Annotated in this window: 17 protein-coding genes and 1 rRNA gene; 9 read left to right on the top strand and 9 right to left on the bottom strand. The window is 52.5% G+C overall.

Features of this window, described 5'->3' with window-relative positions; all coding sequences use genetic code 11:
* Positions 1 to 95 (top strand): 5S ribosomal RNA (rrf, locus tag ABD931_RS29400); the annotation flags it as partial.
* 187 nt (positions 96 to 282) lie between these two features.
* Here the strand turns inward: rrf and ABD931_RS25455 are convergent.
* From ABD931_RS25455 to ABD931_RS25470, 4 genes are all read right to left on the bottom strand, one after another.
* On the bottom strand, positions 283 to 1452 hold the full coding sequence (locus ABD931_RS25455; RefSeq protein WP_345270848.1) for a thioredoxin domain-containing protein: 1170 nt from the start codon (positions 1450 to 1452) through the stop codon (positions 283 to 285).
* Positions 1453 to 1535: 83 nt separating this feature from the next.
* Positions 1536 to 1847 (bottom strand): hypothetical protein, encoded by a 312-nt coding sequence (locus ABD931_RS25460; RefSeq protein ID WP_345270849.1) that lies wholly within the window; start codon positions 1845 to 1847, stop codon positions 1536 to 1538.
* A 516-nt stretch (positions 1848 to 2363) separates the two neighbouring features.
* Positions 2364 to 3416, bottom strand: a complete 1053-nt coding sequence (locus ABD931_RS25465) for a methyltransferase (protein ID WP_345270850.1) — start codon at positions 3414 to 3416, stop codon at positions 2364 to 2366.
* A gap of 130 nt (positions 3417 to 3546) precedes the next feature.
* Complete coding sequence (locus tag ABD931_RS25470; RefSeq protein WP_345270851.1) at positions 3547 to 4206, bottom strand: hypothetical protein; 660 nt, start codon at positions 4204 to 4206, stop codon at positions 3547 to 3549.
* A gap of 187 nt (positions 4207 to 4393) precedes the next feature.
* Between ABD931_RS25470 and ABD931_RS25475 the strand changes: the two genes are divergently transcribed.
* Positions 4394 to 5758, top strand: coding sequence for a D-arabinono-1,4-lactone oxidase (locus ABD931_RS25475; RefSeq protein ID WP_345270852.1), 1365 nt, complete (start codon positions 4394 to 4396; stop codon positions 5756 to 5758).
* A gap of 43 nt (positions 5759 to 5801) precedes the next feature.
* On the opposite strand, the gene ABD931_RS25480 is transcribed toward ABD931_RS25475, so the two are convergent.
* The 3 genes from ABD931_RS25480 to kefF form a co-directional block, all read right to left on the bottom strand.
* Positions 5802 to 6275: an FKBP-type peptidyl-prolyl cis-trans isomerase gene (locus ABD931_RS25480; protein WP_345270853.1), complete on the bottom strand. Its 474-nt coding sequence runs from the start codon at positions 6273 to 6275 to the stop codon at positions 5802 to 5804.
* Positions 6276 to 6380: 105 nt separating this feature from the next.
* The gene (locus ABD931_RS25485; RefSeq protein WP_345270854.1) at positions 6381 to 8306 is read right to left on the bottom strand and encodes a monovalent cation:proton antiporter-2 (CPA2) family protein; all 1926 of its coding nucleotides are present in this window, start codon (positions 8304 to 8306) and stop codon (positions 6381 to 6383) included.
* Positions 8303 to 8905, bottom strand: coding sequence for a glutathione-regulated potassium-efflux system oxidoreductase KefF (gene kefF / locus ABD931_RS25490; protein WP_345270855.1), 603 nt, complete (start codon positions 8903 to 8905; stop codon positions 8303 to 8305). Before kefF ends, ABD931_RS25485 begins: the two co-directional genes overlap by 4 nt.
* A 134-nt stretch (positions 8906 to 9039) precedes the next feature.
* Between kefF and ABD931_RS25495 the strand changes: the two genes are divergently transcribed.
* From ABD931_RS25495 to ABD931_RS25510, 4 genes are all read left to right on the top strand, one after another.
* Entirely contained in the window at positions 9040 to 9414 is a 375-nt protein-coding gene (locus tag ABD931_RS25495; RefSeq protein WP_345270856.1) for a hypothetical protein, read from the top strand.
* A 192-nt stretch (positions 9415 to 9606) separates the two neighbouring features.
* Positions 9607 to 9912, top strand: a complete 306-nt coding sequence (locus ABD931_RS25500; protein ID WP_345270857.1) for a hypothetical protein — start codon at positions 9607 to 9609, stop codon at positions 9910 to 9912.
* A 119-nt stretch (positions 9913 to 10031) separates the two neighbouring features.
* Positions 10032 to 12266, top strand: a complete 2235-nt coding sequence (locus ABD931_RS25505; protein WP_345270858.1) for a monovalent cation:proton antiporter family protein — start codon at positions 10032 to 10034, stop codon at positions 12264 to 12266.
* A gap of 318 nt (positions 12267 to 12584) precedes the next feature.
* Positions 12585 to 13496, top strand: a complete 912-nt coding sequence (locus tag ABD931_RS25510; RefSeq protein WP_345270859.1) for a DMT family transporter — start codon at positions 12585 to 12587, stop codon at positions 13494 to 13496.
* Between the two features lie 195 nt (positions 13497 to 13691).
* On the opposite strand, the gene ABD931_RS29325 is transcribed toward ABD931_RS25510, so the two are convergent.
* On the bottom strand, positions 13692 to 14102 hold the full coding sequence (locus tag ABD931_RS29325) for a DUF3592 domain-containing protein (protein ID WP_370469355.1): 411 nt from the start codon (positions 14100 to 14102) through the stop codon (positions 13692 to 13694).
* 134 nt (positions 14103 to 14236) lie between these two features.
* On the opposite strand from ABD931_RS29325, the gene ABD931_RS25515 reads away from it, so the two are divergent.
* The 3 genes from ABD931_RS25515 (at position 14237) to ABD931_RS25525 (ending at position 15668) form a co-directional block, all read left to right on the top strand.
* Positions 14237 to 14809 (top strand): DJ-1/PfpI family protein, encoded by a 573-nt coding sequence (locus ABD931_RS25515; protein WP_345270860.1) that lies wholly within the window; start codon positions 14237 to 14239, stop codon positions 14807 to 14809.
* Positions 14810 to 15036: 227 nt separating this feature from the next.
* Positions 15037 to 15273, top strand: coding sequence for a type II toxin-antitoxin system Phd/YefM family antitoxin (locus tag ABD931_RS25520; protein WP_345270861.1), 237 nt, complete (start codon positions 15037 to 15039; stop codon positions 15271 to 15273).
* Positions 15270 to 15668, top strand: a complete 399-nt coding sequence (locus ABD931_RS25525; RefSeq protein WP_345270862.1) for a type II toxin-antitoxin system VapC family toxin — start codon at positions 15270 to 15272, stop codon at positions 15666 to 15668. The genes ABD931_RS25520 and ABD931_RS25525 overlap by 4 nt, the downstream gene beginning before the upstream one ends.
* An 86-nt stretch (positions 15669 to 15754) precedes the next feature.
* Here the strand turns inward: ABD931_RS25525 and ABD931_RS25530 are convergent, their stop codons facing one another.
* Complete coding sequence (locus ABD931_RS25530; protein WP_345270863.1) at positions 15755 to 17410, bottom strand: MFS transporter; 1656 nt, start codon at positions 17408 to 17410, stop codon at positions 15755 to 15757.
* Positions 17411 to 17608: the final 198 nt, after the last annotated feature.

Raw genomic sequence — 17608 nt, forward strand, 5'->3', positions numbered from 1 at the left:
GGGTGGACACCTCTTACCATATCGAACAGAGCCGTTAAGCCCCGTAACGCCGATGGTACTGCCTTCACCGGTGGGAGAGTAGGTAGCTGCCACCTCAACTATCAAGCCAGACAAAGCCGACCCACAAAGTCGGCTTTTGGCGTTTTTAGGTTTCCTTACTCGCTTAATGATACTCTTCCGAATCGACTTGTGTTCAATTTGCCGATGAGTTAACTATATTTTTTGTCGGATTACTACTCAGAGGGCGGTTGATTCAAGAGCTAACAGATTAGCTTTACTAAACTATTTTTTTAGTTCGTTCTTTATAATAAAAGTTAGAACCGATTCTTGAAAACTATTTACCCGGCGACCATTAATGAATACAGTTGGTGTAGCATTTATGCCTAGTTTATACGCTATAGCTAAATCATCTGCTATTATTTTTTTGACTTCTTCTGAGTTTCTGTCCCGGTTCCATTTGTCTATATCTAAACCTATATTTTTTGCAATGGAGGTAAGTGTCTTATCATTTTGCTCCAGGCTTGTCTCAAAAAGATGATCATGGTAGTTCCAGAAGCGATTCTGTTGTTCAGCAGCGACGGTTGCAAAGGCAGCCTCACAGGATCGCGGTTGCATATCTTCACTTAAGGCCATGTTACAAGCTGAACTAAGCGGAAAGTTCCTGAATGAAATGCCTATTGAATTACCGAATTTTTTATAAATGTGTGCCAACGAAGGCGCTAGTGTCTTACAGGCCGGGCATTGAAAGCTACTGAAGACAACAACCTGAACAGGGGCCCTGGCTGAACCCAAAACTGATCGGTTAGCGCTTATAGGAATAGCCTCAACTTTTGCCGTCTGAAAATTTTGGGCGACTTCATCAAGATCAACCGCTGGCTGTCTGTTGAGGGATTTTTGCAATATGCCTATCTCTGATATCCCACCAACAAAAAGGGTAACTAAAACCAGAGCCGCCCACTGTACGAGGGTGTAGGGGGGGCTGGCTTGCTTTTGGAATGTAAACAAAGCAGCGGTCCGAACGCCTGGGGTATTTGACGCTAAGCTAATTAGAATCAGAATATTAGCTAAATGAATGACTAAGCACAATGGGCAGGCAATATGCCCATCAATAATAAGAACACCTAGTATTATACTAACCCCTGCCCCGAGGGCAGCCAGTAGAGTTGCCAGCCGGTCGGTAAGCAATTCCCGAATAGATACCAATAGCCCTAGCAGACCAAAATAGACCAGGCCCCAGCTTGATAGAGGATAACCCAGATGCCAGGCAATAGAACTCGACAGCGCTTTATCGCAACTCGTGCCGAAAATAAGCCGGCATAGGTCGGGTAAACTAATAATGTTGGTTCTTACCTGCGTGGAACGAAGCATTAAGTACCCACACAAGCTCCAACATAGAACAACAAGCAGTAAGGTCAATGATCTTCTTCCAAGGATATATTTTATCGTATTCATTTATAAGGTTCGGAACAATGTTTCGTGTATTATAAAGGCAGGAAAAGTATCTTTTCCTGCCTTTATAATACACGAGTATCTGTTTAATTCTTCTTTATCATCTCGACACATTGGCCAAAGTTCTTTTGCCCTCCGTTTTCAATATTGTAAAAAGGCCCTGCAATTTTGCACATACAAACGGCATAGGTAGCAGATTTGTCATTGTTAGAGGCAGGATTTGTACAGGTCCGGCAGGCGCTCATGCAAGCCCCCTCAGTGGGGAACAGCCCCCAGCCAACGAAAACACTGCAATCGCTTTCGCAATCATAAGGTGGTGGTGGCGGTGTGCTAATCATGGATGTTAAACCAACCAGGAACAGTACGCCCATAACAGCAGGCATTAGTAACTTTTTCATATTTGTGTACTTTTTAAGGGTGAAATGAATTAAGAAATAACTAGTAAAACATGGATATACAACTTTGCTTAAATAGGATTCTTACTGCTTTACTAAGAAAATAAAAGCGAAACAGATTACGTAAATTATACTATTCCATAAATGTATGGCAGGTTCTGGGCTAGATTAAACTTAACTGAGCAGGAGACAAATATTGTACTTTTTCGCTTTCCTTTCCCTGTTAAATAACTCCCCAGGCGTCTGATAGCCTAACGATTGGTGCGTCCCTGGTTATAAAAGTGAAAATAAGTAATCAGGCCCTGGTGTAAAATACGACCATTCTGATAAATGTTAAACAACAATACTCATTATTTAATGACTCGTCATTACCGTTCAATAATAATTTTTTTGAAAGCGCGGTCTTCATTTTGGCGACCATAAAGGTGACACAATTCTCAACTTTTCTCGATTTTTGGCACGCTTAACGCTTTCAACCTATGCAGCCGCGCTGTTCGTCTACGCATAAAATCTCTAATGCTACGGTTTTCTGGCCCAAATCAATCCGTAATCCATCTGAGTAGAACTGTTTTTGTCGCTCGGCATTAACCCCGCTTCGGCAAACCACTGTCTGTATTCGTTGCGACTGTACGCTCGCCCTTTGGTAACCCAGAAAAGTTGAGCAGAGTAGTCTGTGACTGCCTGTGGCCCATCCATCGTATCGTCCAGAAAAGCATCGTGTACCCATAACTCTCCTCCGGATACTAAAGCATCAGCAAAGCGTCGGGCCAGTAATTGGCAGGTTTCTGTGGGCCAGTCGTGAAAGAGGCTGGCGGCCAGCAGCAGGTCGGTTTGGGGTAATTCGTCGGTTAGCATATCGCCGGGCAGAAAGGTAACTCGCTCGGGAACCGTATGGGCACCATGACGACCACTCTGCGAGAACGTGAACAGACATTCGGCTGCGACGGCTAAGACCTGCGGACGGTCCAGCACGGTGGCAGTGGCGTCGGGGTTCACCAGCAGCCATTCGTAGGTGAAAAAGCCGGAGCCGCCGGCTACGTCTACCAGGTGACCGTTATGCTTTGGCAGTTTATCGGCTACAATTGGCGCTAAAATTTGTGCCCGGCCGGCCAGGGCAAGTGTCAGCCGTCGGGCGACTTCCGGATCATCCATGGGAGATGGGCCTTCTCCTTCTTTGACATAGGCAATGCCGGACGGAGCCTCAAGCGGCCCGTCATGTTTCAGCCGCTCCACCATTTCTAGAACCGCCGGGTCACTCTTTTCCAGGCCCACATAGCCGGCCAGTGTGGGTACTGATTGTTGAGTAAGGTAACACCCTCCCTCTGTAAGTTGAAGCTGACCGGAGTCATTGTAGCTCAGCATGTCCATTGCGCAAAGAGCGGGGAACAGAACCATGGCCGGGCGCTCCTTTAAGCCGAGCCGCATGCGTAACTCGTTTATTGAAAGTGGGCCATCCGCTAATTCATCGAATACATGCAGGTGGTGAACCGCAGCAATGAGTAAACGGGAACTATACATGGCCCGCAAGTGGCGGGTAATTGGGGCAAGGTCAGGGTGAATGGGTAAGGACATACAGTAGTTGGCAGTTGGTGGAGCGCTAATAAAGCAAAAAGCCGGCTTTCGCAGGCTTTTAACTGAGTTTTCTGATTTGTAAAAGTGGTATCTTTAGACAAATTACTGCCAACCAGCAACTGCCCACTGCCTACTTACTTTTTTTCTGCGCCTGATTGCTATTCCAGGTTACCTTGAATGTGCCTTCAGTCAGCGTGATTTCATCTGTTTTGTTGGTCTTGCGGCAGTTGTCGTGTTCGTGCGGATCGCCTTTAACCAGCATACCACCACCGGCGGCCGTAATGGCTTTTTCTTCCAGGTTATTCTGAATACCCAAACCAGTGAGTACGGCAGACGCTCGTTTCTGGTAGTAAACGCCTTTTAGCTTTGCTTCAAATGTTCCTTCAATCGAAGTGTCTGTCACTTTAGTGATGGTCACCGTTCCTTCATTCGATTCTCCATCATGAAAGCCCATGCCCAGCTTACCCGTTTCTTCGGTGTAGTCTACTAAGGCAATCATACCGTTTGACCGGAGTTTGCTCTCCATGTCGGCTTCACGAACAATTTGGTAAGTGCCGGGCTTCAGGTTATCCATGTACACAAACCGGACCCAGGTCTGAATGTCAGGGTTGACCGACATACCCGCGATGGCAATGTAGTTCAAGCCTAACGGCAGTGCCAGTCGCTGCGCTTTGCCCTTCCACTCTTTACCATTTACTTTTACCGAAAATGTGTTTGCGCTCGCATCCGTTTGGGCCAGTGCCGGTAGGCTTAAGCAGGCGGTTAGGGCTAAATAAAAAAGTTTTTTCATGATTCATGTAGTGTACGTTTCGTCAGTAAAGATAATACGGCAATTCAGTAACCAGATAACCGTTTACGAACTCATGGTTAACCGGAGCATGACCGGAAGCAGAGCCGCTGACCAACTCGAGAGGGTCAAGGACAGACACTTTATCATTTGCAATTATTCCGTTACATTCGCCCAGACCCTTACACGTATGAGAAAGCGTACTTTTATCAAGTTATCGTCGGCCATGATAGCCAGTCCTGTACTTTCGCCCCTGTTGAGTTGGGCCGGTGATCCGAAGCTAAAGAACTGGGCGGGAAATTATACCTATAGTACTGACCGGCTGCACCAGCCTGTATCGGTAGAGGAACTCCGGGCACTTGTAAAAAAGCTCGATAAACTAAGGGTGTTGGGGACCCGACACTGTTTCAACGGAATCGCCGACAGTACCCGGAACCTCGTCTCGCCCAAACCTGACGAACAGGCTGTGGCTATTAATGCGCCCGCCCGCACCGTAACGGTAGATGCCGGACTCAAGTATGGCCAGTTAGCTCCGTATCTGCATAAACAAGGTTTTGCGCTTCATAATCTGGCCTCACTGCCGCACATATCCATTGCCGGGGCCTGCGCAACAGCCACCCACGGTTCAGGTGTGAAAAATGGTAACCTGGCCACGGCGGTGTCGGGGCTGGAATTAGTAACAGCCAACGGCGAGGTGGTGAAGTTATCGCGCCAGCAGGATGGCGATGCGTTTCGCGGAGCCGTAGTGGGGTTGGGTGCACTGGGTGTAGTTACCAAAGTTACGCTCGACCTGTTGCCGACGTTTATGATGAAGCAGTATGTGTACGAAAGCCTGCCGCTCAGCCAGTTAAAACAGCATTTTGACGCCATTATGGCGAGCGGCTATAGCGTCAGCCTGTTTACCGACTGGCAGAAGCAGCGGGTCAATGAAGTATGGATAAAAAGCCGGCTGGAAGCAGGCGTTGTTTTCAGACCGGAAGCTGAGTTCTACGGAGCTAAGCAAGCCAAAAAGAATCTGCACCCGATAGCCGATCTCTCCGCCGAAAACTGCACGGAGCAGATGGGGGTAGCGGGGCCGTGGTACGAACGACTGCCACATTTCCGAATGGGATTTACGCCCAGCAGTGGTAAGGAGTTGCAGTCTGAATATTTTGTGCCCCGGCAGCATGCCGTCGACGCCATTCTGGCGGTGGAACGGCTGCGTAATCAGATCAGCCCGCACCTGATGATCTCGGAGATCCGCAGCATTGCCGCCGATGACCTGTGGATGAGCCCCTGTTATAAGCAACCAAGCATTGCCCTGCACTTTACCTGGAAACAGAACTGGCCGGCGGTGAGCAACGTATTGCCTCTGATTGAGAATGCGCTGGCACCGTATAAGGCCCGGCCGCACTGGGGAAAACTCTTTACGATGGCACCGGCAAAACTACAGGCCCTTTATGAGCGGCTGCCGGATTTCAAAAAGCTGGTGCAGCAGTACGATCCAAAAGAGAAATTTCGCAATGAGTTCATCGCCCGGACGCTGTACGCAACAGACGCGGCACCTAGGCGATGAGCCAAACAAAAAAGGCCGTAAAAACGGCCTTTTTCAACGTACATTAGTGCCCGGCATGCCCATCGGGGCCGTGAACGTGGCCGTGGGCGATTTCTTCCGGCGTGGCGTCGCGAACTTCAATCACTTCAACGTCGAAATTCAGTTCCTGCCCGGCCAGGGGGTGGTTGGCATCGATGGTAACCTGATCACTACCAACCTGGGTAACAGTCACTACCTGACCGTGGTTGGCCTGAAACTGCATACCCGGCCGAACCTCCTGCGTACCGAAGGCACTGCGGGGAACCTCCTGCACCAGTTCAGGATCACGGTCACCGTAACCTTTATCGGGAGATACCTTCAATTCGAATTTGTCACCTTCTTCTTTGCCTTCGAGGCCTTCTTCCATGCCTGGAATCAGATTGCCTTCTCCGTGCAGGTAGTAGAGCGGATCGCGCCCCTCACTGGAGTCAAGTACGTTGCCGTCATTATCGCGAAGCGTGTAATTGATGCCGGCTACTTTGTGTTTTGAGATTTGCATGGACTGTAGAGGATTAAGTCGACAAAGGTTGCATAATCTTTAGTGGTAAACAACTGAACCAGCCCAACTGCTTTCCAATTTGCTACGAACTGAGTATATGGTTTGTCAGGCGGGAACCGGATCGCCGGTTCCGTTCTCCGGCCTCAGGGGAGCCATGCGGTTGGCTTCTTCGCGAAGGCTCTCGGGGTCCCAGCCTTCCTCAACTTCCTGTAGCCAGCGGTCGTTTTCGTCGGAGCCGATCAGTTGTTCCAGTTCCTGGATGCGCCGGCGGGCGGTAGAGAAGTACTGCTTCCGGTCGTGCCGCACCGCAGCCAGATCGGCCAGGGCTTTGTCATCGTGTTTCAGAAAGAGCCGGGCCGCCCGCTGGGAATGATACGCCCGTATGCCCAGCAGCTTCATGGCATCGACCCCCATCCGTAGAGACGTGTCGATAGTTTCCCGGTAAATATGCCCGACCCCCGAGTCCATAAAATCGTAGGCATCGTCGCGATCGTGTGCTTTAACCAGTATTTCGAGGTGGGGAAAATGCTTCTGCACCGTATCGACCAGGGCTTTTGATTTCTCCGGTGTTTCCAGCGCTACAATGATGAGTTTAGCGTGTTCGGCACCGGCCGAGCGCAATAAATCGTACCGGGAGGCATCGCCATAATACACTTTTATACCGATTCGACGGAGCGTATCGACCCGGTCGGAGTCGAAGTCGAGGACGGTGGTTCCAATTTTATTGGCACGAAGAAACCGCCCGACAATATTACCGAACCGCCCAAAACCAGCGATAATGACCGGGTGGTGTTCATCGATATGATCCGCTTGTTTTTCGGGCGTTTGCCGGGTACCGATCCGGGGCAGAAGGAGTTTCTCGTTGGCCAGAAAAACCAGGGGCGTCAGGGCCATACTGATCGCCACAGAAGCCGTCAGAAGACTGACCAGTTGGGCTGGCAGGATACCGTTTTGCAGCGCAAAGGACAGCAACACAAACGCAAATTCGCCAACCTGGCATAAGGCCAGGGCGAAGGTGAGGTTCTGATCGGTACTGAGTTTGAACCGATGGCCCAGCAAAGCCAGCACGGTGGCTTTGGCCAGCATCATGCCTACAACAATAGCCGCAATGAGACCAGGGTTCGCCAGAATAAGTCCGAAGTCGATAGAAGCGCCCACGGAAATAAAGAACAAGCCCAGCAGGAGCCCTTTGAACGGGTCAATATCACTTTCCAGTTCGTGTTTGTATTCGCTGTTTGCGAGTACTACGCCAGCCACAAAGGAGCCCAGGGCGGGGCTGAGTCCGACCGTTTCCATTAGTACCGCTACCCCCACTACCAGCAGCAGGGCCGTGGCGATAAACACCTCCCGCAGACCGGTACGGGCAATAATCTGGAAGACCGGACGCATCACCACCCGCCCCAGAAACACAACGGTCAGAACGGCTGCCAGGACCACCAGCATCCGGCTCCAGCCGGGTAACCCATCTACCAGCGAATCGTGGCCGTGGTCATCGGTCAGGGACGTTATCGGGTAGGTAGCCAGCAGCGGTAACAGGGCCAGGATTGGGATGACGGCAATATCCTGAAACAGCAGTACCGAAAACGTGCTCTGCCCGGTTGAGGTCTGCATGAGCCCTTTCTCGTTCATGGTTTGGAGCACAATGGCCGTCGACGACATAGACAGGATCATGCCCAGCGCCAGGGCAGGCTGCCAGGCGAGACCTGCCAGCATGGCCAGCCCGCCAATGAGCAGGGTGGTGAGCAATACCTGCAGGCCCCCCAGCCCTAAAATGGGTATGCGTAATTTCCAGAGCAGTTCGGGTTCCAGTTCGAGGCCGATCAGGAAGAGCATAATAACAACACCAAACTCGGCAAAGTGCATGATGTCCTGCCCCTCGGCCCCGACCAGGCCCAGCACGGCCGGCCCAATAGCCACGCCCGCCAGCAGGTAGCCCAGCACCGACCCCAGCCCCAGCCGCTTGGCCAGCGGAACGAATACAACGCCGGAAGCAAGATAAATAATAGCCTGAAGCAGTACAGTACGACTCATAACAGTTGATTGTGGGGAATAAGGTCGTTGAGGTTCTCTATATTTTTCACTGCATCCAGATCAAGCTGCCCGGCGGCCAGCAGTTCCAGAAACTGCTGATAGCGCTTTACGTAGTTGCGGATATCATCTTCGGTCATGCGGTGTGTGCCGTGAATGACAAACGGAGGGAGGTAGGTCATTTTGCACAGGTTGGCCGTCTGGTCGAAGGGGGCCAGAAACTGACGGACCGTGAAGCGATTGAAGCCATTTTCCTGGTACACCTCCTGGCGTCCGCCGGTTGTAATCACGTTCATCATTTTCTTGCCGGCGAGCGCCACCCCTTCCCGGCCATAGGCCCAGCCATGTTCAAGCACCAGATCTTCCCACTGTTTTACAATGGCTGGAGAACTGTACCAGTAAAACGGGTGTTGCAAAATAATGTATTCGTGTTCCAGCAACAGGCGCTGCTCCCGTTCCACGTCGATATCGAAATCAGGATAATTTTCGTAGAGGTCATTGATGGTGACGAAATCAAGCGACCTGGTCATCGTCAGCAACCGTCGATGTACTCTGGATTTCTCTAAAGCCGGATGCGCAAACTGGATCAAAAGACGAGTCATGCAACGTAGAATAGTGAGGAAACAGGTTAAACGCATTACAAGAGGCAAGTTAAGCAATTAGGCCGAATGTTGGCGTACGACCTGCGTTTTACCGGTTGCGCTTCTTGGGGAAATACACGACTTTTGTTTGCGTTATGAAAGAAAGGATGCTGAATACAGGGCGTGCCATCAGCCGGATAATGGGGCTGTGGGGAGCGTTGCTGCTGGTGTTTCTGCCGCTAGTATCGGCAGATGCGGAGCCTCTGGCGGAGCGGCAGACCTATCTTTCGGCTTATCCCCGGCAGCGGTCCTGCCGTTTTTCGGATGCTCAGATTCAGCCGCCAATGGCGCTGCTGAATTTCCGGTTAAGTACACCTGTATTTTCGTCAGCGGCTTTCCTGCCGGTAATACCCACAGCCATTTACCGGTTATTTACGCGGCTGTGGTTTTTACTGCACTATCGGCCTTTCTTTTCGCTGGCTTTTCTGCGTGCACTCCTGGAGCATCAGATTGCCATTAATGCCCCCTGACCGATTTCTCCTTTTTCTTTCCAGTTGCTTGCAAGCGCCGGCCAACCCTCTTGACGGCCGGCTGATTATGTCTATGTAATCCTGGTAACCTGTCTTCCGGGCCAACGCTTAATGGTTTCGCCTGTGCCTGGCGAGCGGTAGCTGAGTTTAGTAAATGAGGTAGTATCTGCCATTCATTAACGATCACCCTGTATGAACATTTATAGAAAGAAATATTTCATGGGCGCGCCCTTTGCACTGCTATGTACGGCCTTTGGGCTTGTAAATTGTCAGGAGTATGGAGAAAAGCAAGCCCGGAAACTTGAAGAGCGCCGACAAATAGCTCCAACCTATCGGGTAATCACGCTGGAGGGTTGTGAGTACCTGCGGTTTGAAGCAACCCACGGCTATGCTCTGCTCACTCACAAGGGCAACTGCCGCAATCCTATTCATTGTTACCGGGATACTACTACGTCGATATCGGCGGGCAGACCGGCTGTTGGGTCAGGGCCGCGATAAACGCCCGGCAAAAGGTCATCTGCTTTTTTGAAAACAATAGCCGGTCCGGTCCTGGTTGACATAAGACCGGGTGCCAAATATGCTATTCGTATACCTGTATTCTGATTTTGTGATTCAATATGGTTCATGTACCCCACCTGATCCGTGACCTGGCATTAATTCTGGGTGCAGCGGCCGTTACAACCCTACTCTTCAAGCGGTTGAAACAGCCGCTGGTGCTGGGCTACATCCTGGCCGGATTGCTGGTAGGCCCTAATCTGCCTTTGTTTCCTACCATTACCGATCAGGATACTATCCGCATCTGGGCCGAGATCGGCGTTATCTTTCTGCTGTTCAATCTGGGGCTGGAGTTCAGCATCAAAAAGCTGGCTCAGGTAGGCGGAACGGCCGCCCTGACCGGTATTATTGAAATTAGCGGAATGATGGGGCTGGGTTACCTGACAGGTCAGGTCCTGGGCTGGTCGACCATGGACAGCATTTTCCTGGGTGGCATAGTGGCCATTTCATCCACAACCATCATCTTCCGGGCTTTTGACGAGCTGGGGGTAAAAACCCAGCAGTTTGCCGGCCTGGTGTTCGGTATTCTCATCATTGAAGACCTGGTGGCTATTCTGCTGCTGGTGCTTTTATCGACGCTGGCCGTTACGAATCAGCTTTTCAGTCCGGAGATGGTGATGGCGGTGGTGAAGCTGGTGTTTTTTCTGGTGATCTGGTTTCTGGGCGGTATTTTTCTCATTCCCTCGTTTCTGCGGACCAATCGTACGTTCATGAGCGACGAAACCTTGCTGGTCATTGCGCTGGCGTTGTGCCTGGGCATGGTGATTCTGGTAACCAATGTGGGATTTTCGCCGGCCCTGGGTGCGTTTATTATGGGCTCTATTCTGGCCGAAACCCTGTTTGCCGAGCGGATTGAACACCTGCTCAAACCCATCCGGGACCTGTTTGGTGCTGTCTTTTTTGTGTCGGTGGGCATGCTCATCGACCCGGCTATGCTGGTTCGGTATGCCGGGCCTATTGCGCTGCTGACGGTAGTTGTCATTCTGGGGAAAGCGCTGTATGTTACGGTAGGGGCGCTGGTGGCGGGGCAGCCCCTGAAGGGAGCGCTGCAGACGGGAATGAGCCTGACGCAGATCGGAGAGTTTTCGTTCATTATTGCCACCCTGGGGGTAAGCCTGCGGGTAACCAGTGAGTTTCTGTACCCAATTGCGGTAGGGGTATCGGCGCTGACGGCCTTTACCACCCCGTACCTGATCCGGGCGGCCGGTCCGGTGTCCGGCTGGCTCGAGGGGCGGCTGAGCAAGCGGACGCGGATGATCCTGAGCAGCTACAGTACAGGGGCACAAACCATCGGCAGTGTGAGTGACTGGCGGCTGCTGATCAGGGCCTACCTCCAGAACATACTCGTCAATATGGTTGTGGTTGTGGGTATTATCCTGCTGGCATCCAGGGGACTGCTGCCGTTTCTGCTCCGGGAAGAGCTGGGCAGGCCCTGGGCGCAGGCACTGACCGGACTGGTTTCACTGGTGCTTATGCTTCCTTTCTTATGGGCGCTGGCCCTCAAGCCGGTGAGTCCTCCGCTGTATACCCATATCTGGAACGAAGAAAAGGCGTACCGGGGGCCGTTGGTGGTGCTGAACAACGGCCGCATTGTTCTGGCGTTGGGGTTGATTTTGCTTTACCTGAACCAGCTCTTCTCGTTTACGCTGATGATTGGGGCTATTGTACTGCTGCTGATGATCTGGTGGCTGATAGGCCGGCGGATTCCGTTTCTGTATGAGCTTATCGAGAAGCAGTTTCTGGTCAATCTGCACGCCCGGCAGCTTCAGGAGGTGGCCCGGCCTGGTCGAAATCTGCTGCCCTGGGATGCCCACCTGGCCTATGTAGACGTCGTGCCGGAATCGGCCAGTGTGGGTAAAACACTGGAAGAGCTGGCGGTGCGGGAGCGGTACGGGGTAAACATTGTTTCTATTGAGCGGGGCAGTATTACCCGGTTGGTGCCGACGCGGGATGACCGGCTGTTTCCGGGTGATAAACTGGCCGTGATCGGTACGGACCAGCAGTTGGAGCAGTTTCGGACGCTGGTAGAAGCCAACGATACACCGGGGGACGCACCGGGGCAGGAGGTGTCGCTGGAGCGGATAATGGTCGACGAAACCTTTCCGTACATCGGCCAGACCATTCGCCGGTCGGGCATTCGCGAGCGAACACAGGGGCTCATTGTGGGCATTGAGCGGGAAGGCCGGCGACTGCTGAATCCGGACTCTTCAACGGTTTTTCTGCCTGGCGACGTGGTCTGGCTGGCCGGCAACACCCGGCTGATCCGGGACATGCAGAAACAGATGCGGGACCAGTAGAGATTTTGGCTGTTAGATGGTATACAATGGACGTTAGATATAAGCAACAAGCATGACATCTAACGTCACCCGTCTACCACCTTCCGCCGGGGCTCTATATCATTCGCGTGTCAGCCTTCGCGGATATTCGTCGCCAGTTTTGGTTCCTGAAATATTAGGTCAACGGTCCAGCGGGGCCGGTCGTCTGAGACCGCCGGGTTGAAAGCAGGCAGTTTGTACGAAAATAGACATGACCCGGTGTATATTGCTTCGTAATTCGTTGCAACTTGGCCTTGATTTCCGGCCATTGTGGTCTGTGCGTACCTACTCGTAACCCTTATGTTTTATCTGATAATCAGCATCCTGCTATCGGTGGTGCTGCTGCTGAACTTCCGCTTGTTTCCCCGCTACGGGGTCAATACCTTTCAGGCCATTGTGTTCAACTACCCGGTTTGCTTTCTGACCGGCTATCTGCTGATGCCGGCCGGGCAGTCGTTTACGCTGGATGGCTCGCAGACCTGGACGTGGCTGGCCCTGGGGCTGGGTGTGGGTTTTATCATCACGTTTATCCTGTCGGGGGAATCTACGCAGCGGATGGGCATTACGGTGACCTCGCTGGCCAACAACCTGTCGCTGGTGGTGCCGGTCTGTTTCAGTCTGTTTGTGTTCCGGGTGGGCGGCAAAACGTTTGACGGCCTGAATTACCTCGGGCTGGTGCTGGCCCTGGTGGCGGTGGCGCTGAGTACCTTCCGGAAAGACAAAGGCGTGCAAGGCCGAAAGCGGGGCATGAATGTGCTGCTGCCCATAGCCGTGTTTCTGTTGTACGGGGCTACCAACACACTCATTAACTATATGAACATCCGTTACATTCCCTCGGCCGACAAAACTGTGGTGGTTACGCTCGTAATGGTGCTGGGGGCCATCATGGCCGGCCTGCTGATGCTCGCGGTGCGGCTGGTGCAGGGGAAAGAAAAGCTGGAAGTACGCAGTCTGACAGCGGCCCTAACGCTGGGGGTGCCCAACTTCCTGAGTTTTTACACGCTGCTGCTCGCCCTCTCGGCCTTTGGCGGCAACGGAGCCTTTGTGTATCCGCTGTACAACATCGGCGTCATTCTGGTAGCCGCCCTCACCGCAGCCCTGTTCTTCCACGAGAGACTATCGACCGCCAACAAAATCGGTTTGGCCCTGGCCGTTATGGCCATCGCGCTGATTTCGTGGCAGGAGTTGGCGGGGTTGGGGGTAGGGGCGTAGGGATTTTCTGTGAAATCTGCCGTTAGGAAACTAGTGCATCCATTTTGCCGCCTGTTTTAAAAGGCGGTAAATAAAGGGGGACAAAAGCGGAAATCAGCGGCATCGGCCGTCCGACTACTCCTCAATGGCATCTTCTATGTCGGAGACGGTGTGATTTTACAGGCAAGAATCATATGTAAAATCAAATTCGGATGTTCATATTGTACCCTTATTCACCAGTACATACAGTTTATACATCATATAGACAATGACGAGCGCTATAGCAATGACAAAAGCCAGGAACCAGTTGTCGTTCCAGGCTCCTTTAACCGTATTGTGATATGGATTTTCCGGCAAATAGAATACCTCGATTGTCCCGTTTATTCTGTACTCACCCGGCCTGGCGGTTAGGTTCCCCTTATACTGTCTTCCGTTCGAGGCAATAAACTGATAATACACTACCGTAGTGTTTGTCTTTCTGTTGGTAGTGATATGATAAACACTCGCACTAACAGACAGGCCGGTTGTCAAAAGGCGGCTTGTCAATTTCTTTTTGTACATAAAAATGACAAGAGGCAAAAAGCCAAGCAGGGCAACGCATACAATCAGGATGTTTATTCCGTTCATAGGCCACTGGTAACGGGCTGGTGGTGTTTTCTTTTGACTATATTCAGATTTTTGCGATAGTAAAATCTGTCTCTATAAAGCTTCTTAATACTGAACTAAAAAAGTTACGAAATTTAAAGCAAATTCTTACACCCATGAACCGCAAGATACTGATCGTTACCGGCGATGGTGGCGAAAGCTACGAGACCCTGTATGCCCTGCACCGCTTTCAGGAAGAAGGCGACACCGCCGTGATTGCCGCGCCCAGCAAGCGCCGGCTTAATCTGGTGATGCACGATTTTGAGCCCGGCTGGGATACCTACATCGAGCGCCCCGGCTACTGCCTGGCATCGGATTTAACCATTCAGGACGTTGTGGTGGATGATTACGATGCCATTCTGCTGCTGGGCGGGCGTGCTCCTGAGTACCTGCGTAACCATGCCGCCCTGCTGGAGGTGGTGCGCGAGTTCGACCGGCAGGGCAAATGGGTGTTTGCCATCTGCCACGGTATTCAGATTCTGGTTACGGCCGGTTTAGCCAATAACCGCACGCTTACCGCCTACGAACATGTCCGCGCCGAGATCGAAATGGGCGGGGGGACGTATTCGACCCAACAGGCTGTTCGGGACGGGAACCTGGTAACGGCCCAGACCTGGCAATCGCATCCGGATTTTTACCGCGAGGTGTTTGCGTGTCTGAAGGAGGCTGAGTTGGTGGGTAAGGCGTAAATCAGCCGTTCATCGTCCTTGTTCGTCCCTGACTACGTCGGGCGACGGGCGAGACCAGCGTTTGTAACGCGAGTGTACTGCTTGATGAGCTCGAATCGCGTTACAAACGCTGGTCTCGCCCGCCACGCGATGCAATCGCGGGCGAGCAGGGCTTGCATCGGGTGGCGGACGGTTTATTCTTGACAAGTTGTCAGGAAAAGGATAGCTTTGTACAAAAGTCAGAAGCTATGAAAACGATGACAATTGGGGATTTGAAAGCCCGGTTTTCGGAGGTGATTCAGGAAGTAAAAGCCGGGGAAGAGATTGCTGTAGCGTTTGGTAAGAAAAAAGAGATTGTGGCGTATCTGGTTCCTAAATCAGCCAAAAAGCCTGTAAAACGGCAACTGGGGCTCTTGAAAAATAAAGGGAGTGTTACGTTTGCCCGCGATTTTAAGATCACGGAGGAAGAGTTTCTGGGCTTATGAGCTACCTGCTCGATACGCATACGCTTATCTGGGCTGTTACAGATCCTCGGAAGTTATCGAAGCCCGTTATACGTATTCTGGAAGATACGAATCAGGAAGTTTGGGTAAGTGCAATCAGCTTCTGGGAAATCTCCCTTAAACACTCCATTCAAAAACTCCATTTGGAGGGCTTAGTACCCGAAGATTTCACAAAGGCGGCTATTGATACCGGGTTTCAGTTACTGGATCTCGATGGGGCAACCGCCGTTTCCTATCATAAATTATCTGCCAACTACCACCGTGATCCCTTTGACCGTATGCTGATCTGGCAGGCACTCCAAACGGGCTACACCCTGATCAGCAAAGACGAGACTATTAAAAAGTACACCAGCGAAGGCCTGAACGTAATCTGGTAGTGTTACCAGATGATAGTGGCGACCAACGGTGCCTTTGTGCAGCCGATCAGCCTTATTGCGCCTACAACAAGGTCGAACCCCTGGAACTAACCGTTCATCGTCTCCATATCAGACACAAACGGTGGCTGCTCATTACCTGGCTGGGTGACAAAATGAGAGACCATAGGCCGGTCGGGGCCGGTATGGTAGCGACGAACCTGCTCCTCAATGCGGGTATCTTCGCGGGTGAAGCGGTGGTGCTGCCGCAGGTGCTCGCCCCAGGAGGCTACCGTGTAAAACTCAACCTGCCGGGCGGGGTCGGTTATGTCGGAGAAGACCCCCGCCCGCAACGCGCCATCCCGTAACCGCAACCGCTTCAGAGGCTCCATCGCTTTCAGGAAATCAGCCAGTTCGGCGGGGTTGATCCGGTATTCGATCATGACCACCACCGGCCCCTGCTCCGGCCGGATCGGCTGCGTTGCGGGCGGCTCGGGCCAGTCTTCGGCGGGTGTCATATCGGGCATCTGTCCGTACGGGAGCCGGAAGAACAGGGGCAGCAGGGTGACGAGTCCAAGCCAGCCGGCCGCCAGCATCAATGCAGTCGATAAGCTGAACTGCTCGGCTACGTTCCCCCAGACAATGCTGCCGATGGCCAGGCCACCCTGAAACGCCAGCATGTACATACTCAGCACGCGGGCCTGTACCCACCTGGGCAGGTTCAACTGAATGGTCACGTTCAGGCTGGTCAGCGTCAGCAGCCAGGCCATACCCGCCAGAAACATCACCGGATACAGCCAGAAAGCCGAGGTTACCGTTGCCAGGGCCAGATTCACGCCGGCAAGCGTGAGGGTAGTGGCAAGTAGCCGGTATTCGATATGCAGGCGCTGCGCCAGCCGGTTGAGGACCAGCGCGCCCGTTACCGCCCCGGCACCCAGCCAGGTCAGCATCTGACCATATACGCCCGCATCCTGCTGCAACCGCCGGGCTACTACCAGCGAGAGCAGCGCCCACATCGCGCTGGTGCCGAAGGTAAACGCCATGCCCCGGACCATAATCGACTGAATGGCGGGTGAGAATTGGACATACCGCAGCCCGGCGCGCAAGGCCGAAAAGAAATCTTCTACCGGTACATTGGTCTCCATCTGCTTCCGTTGCCAGCGGAACAAGACCACACACGTAGCCAGAAACGATAGCCCATTCAGCAGAAACACATAGCCGGGCGAGTAGAAGGCAATAATCATCCCACCCACCGCCGGACCAATTGCCCGCGATAAGTTAATGCTAACACCGTTAAGTACCAGCGCAGCGGGCAGTACCGGCCGGGGTACCAGTTCGGGGGCAATGGACTGCCAGGCCGGCGTATTCAGCGCGGTCCCAATGCCCAGCAAAAACGTAAACGACAGGATGGTATACGGTGAAACGCTGCCGGTGAGCGTCAGTACACCCAGCAAACAGGCTACTACCGCCATAAAGAGTTGGGTGGTTAGCAGGAGCTTTCGCCGGTCAAGCAAATCGGCTAAGGCACCGGCCGGAATGCTCAGCATAAACACCGGCAGACTGGTGGCCGTTTGCATCAGCGCAACTAGTATTTGTGATTTCGAGAGCGTGGTCAGCAGCCATACCCCCGCCATATTCTGCATCCAGGTACCAATGTTCGACACAAAGGCTGCCAGCCAGATCGCGCGGAAAACAGGTGTTTGAAAAGCCGTCCAGATAGAAACGGGGGCGGTAGGGGTATTGGCAGAGAGGTTCGTTGAAGCCATACGATACGAGCGGGCGGGGACCTGCTTGAAAACCTGGTAACCAGCAAGAATGTTGTTTTGTATAGGAGATCGTTTGCCAGGCGTGGCTGTTTGTCCCCCTGCTTGTCCTCGCCTGTGTCGCTTTGCCACTTATCAAAATGTGCTTGTCTGAGCAACAGGCTTTTTGTAATTTGCTTAACTATTGGCTGCTTTCCGGTC

Source organism: Nibrella viscosa (assembly GCF_039541875.1).
In the GTDB taxonomy this organism is placed as follows: domain Bacteria; phylum Bacteroidota; class Bacteroidia; order Cytophagales; family Spirosomataceae; genus Nibrella; species Nibrella viscosa.

Excerpts from the sequence above, each read along its gene's own strand:
- ABD931_RS25495 (WP_345270856.1), top strand. The coding sequence starts at position 9,040 with ATGAAAGAAAGGATGCTGAATACAGGGCGTGCCATCAGCCGGATAATG.
- ABD931_RS25460 (WP_345270849.1), bottom strand. The coding sequence starts at position 1,847 with ATGAAAAAGTTACTAATGCCTGCTGTTATGGGCGTACTGTTCCTGGTT.
- ABD931_RS25480 (WP_345270853.1), bottom strand. The coding sequence starts at position 6,275 with ATGCAAATCTCAAAACACAAAGTAGCCGGCATCAATTACACGCTTCGC.
- ABD931_RS25455 (WP_345270848.1), bottom strand. The coding sequence starts at position 1,452 with ATGAATACGATAAAATATATCCTTGGAAGAAGATCATTGACCTTACTG.
- ABD931_RS25505 (WP_345270858.1), top strand. The coding sequence starts at position 10,032 with ATGGTTCATGTACCCCACCTGATCCGTGACCTGGCATTAATTCTGGGT.
- ABD931_RS25525 (WP_345270862.1), top strand. The coding sequence starts at position 15,270 with ATGAGCTACCTGCTCGATACGCATACGCTTATCTGGGCTGTTACAGAT.
- kefF (WP_345270855.1), bottom strand. The coding sequence starts at position 8,905 with ATGACTCGTCTTTTGATCCAGTTTGCGCATCCGGCTTTAGAGAAATCC.
- ABD931_RS25500 (WP_345270857.1), top strand. The coding sequence starts at position 9,607 with ATGAACATTTATAGAAAGAAATATTTCATGGGCGCGCCCTTTGCACTG.
- ABD931_RS25465 (WP_345270850.1), bottom strand. The coding sequence starts at position 3,416 with ATGTCCTTACCCATTCACCCTGACCTTGCCCCAATTACCCGCCACTTG.
- ABD931_RS25520 (WP_345270861.1), top strand. The coding sequence starts at position 15,037 with ATGAAAACGATGACAATTGGGGATTTGAAAGCCCGGTTTTCGGAGGTG.
- ABD931_RS25515 (WP_345270860.1), top strand. The coding sequence starts at position 14,237 with ATGAACCGCAAGATACTGATCGTTACCGGCGATGGTGGCGAAAGCTAC.
- ABD931_RS25530 (WP_345270863.1), bottom strand. The coding sequence starts at position 17,410 with ATGGCTTCAACGAACCTCTCTGCCAATACCCCTACCGCCCCCGTTTCT.
- ABD931_RS29325 (WP_370469355.1), bottom strand. The coding sequence starts at position 14,102 with ATGAACGGAATAAACATCCTGATTGTATGCGTTGCCCTGCTTGGCTTT.
- ABD931_RS25485 (WP_345270854.1), bottom strand. The coding sequence starts at position 8,306 with ATGAGTCGTACTGTACTGCTTCAGGCTATTATTTATCTTGCTTCCGGC.
- ABD931_RS25510 (WP_345270859.1), top strand. The coding sequence starts at position 12,585 with ATGTTTTATCTGATAATCAGCATCCTGCTATCGGTGGTGCTGCTGCTG.
- ABD931_RS25470 (WP_345270851.1), bottom strand. The coding sequence starts at position 4,206 with ATGAAAAAACTTTTTTATTTAGCCCTAACCGCCTGCTTAAGCCTACCG.
- ABD931_RS25475 (WP_345270852.1), top strand. The coding sequence starts at position 4,394 with ATGAGAAAGCGTACTTTTATCAAGTTATCGTCGGCCATGATAGCCAGT.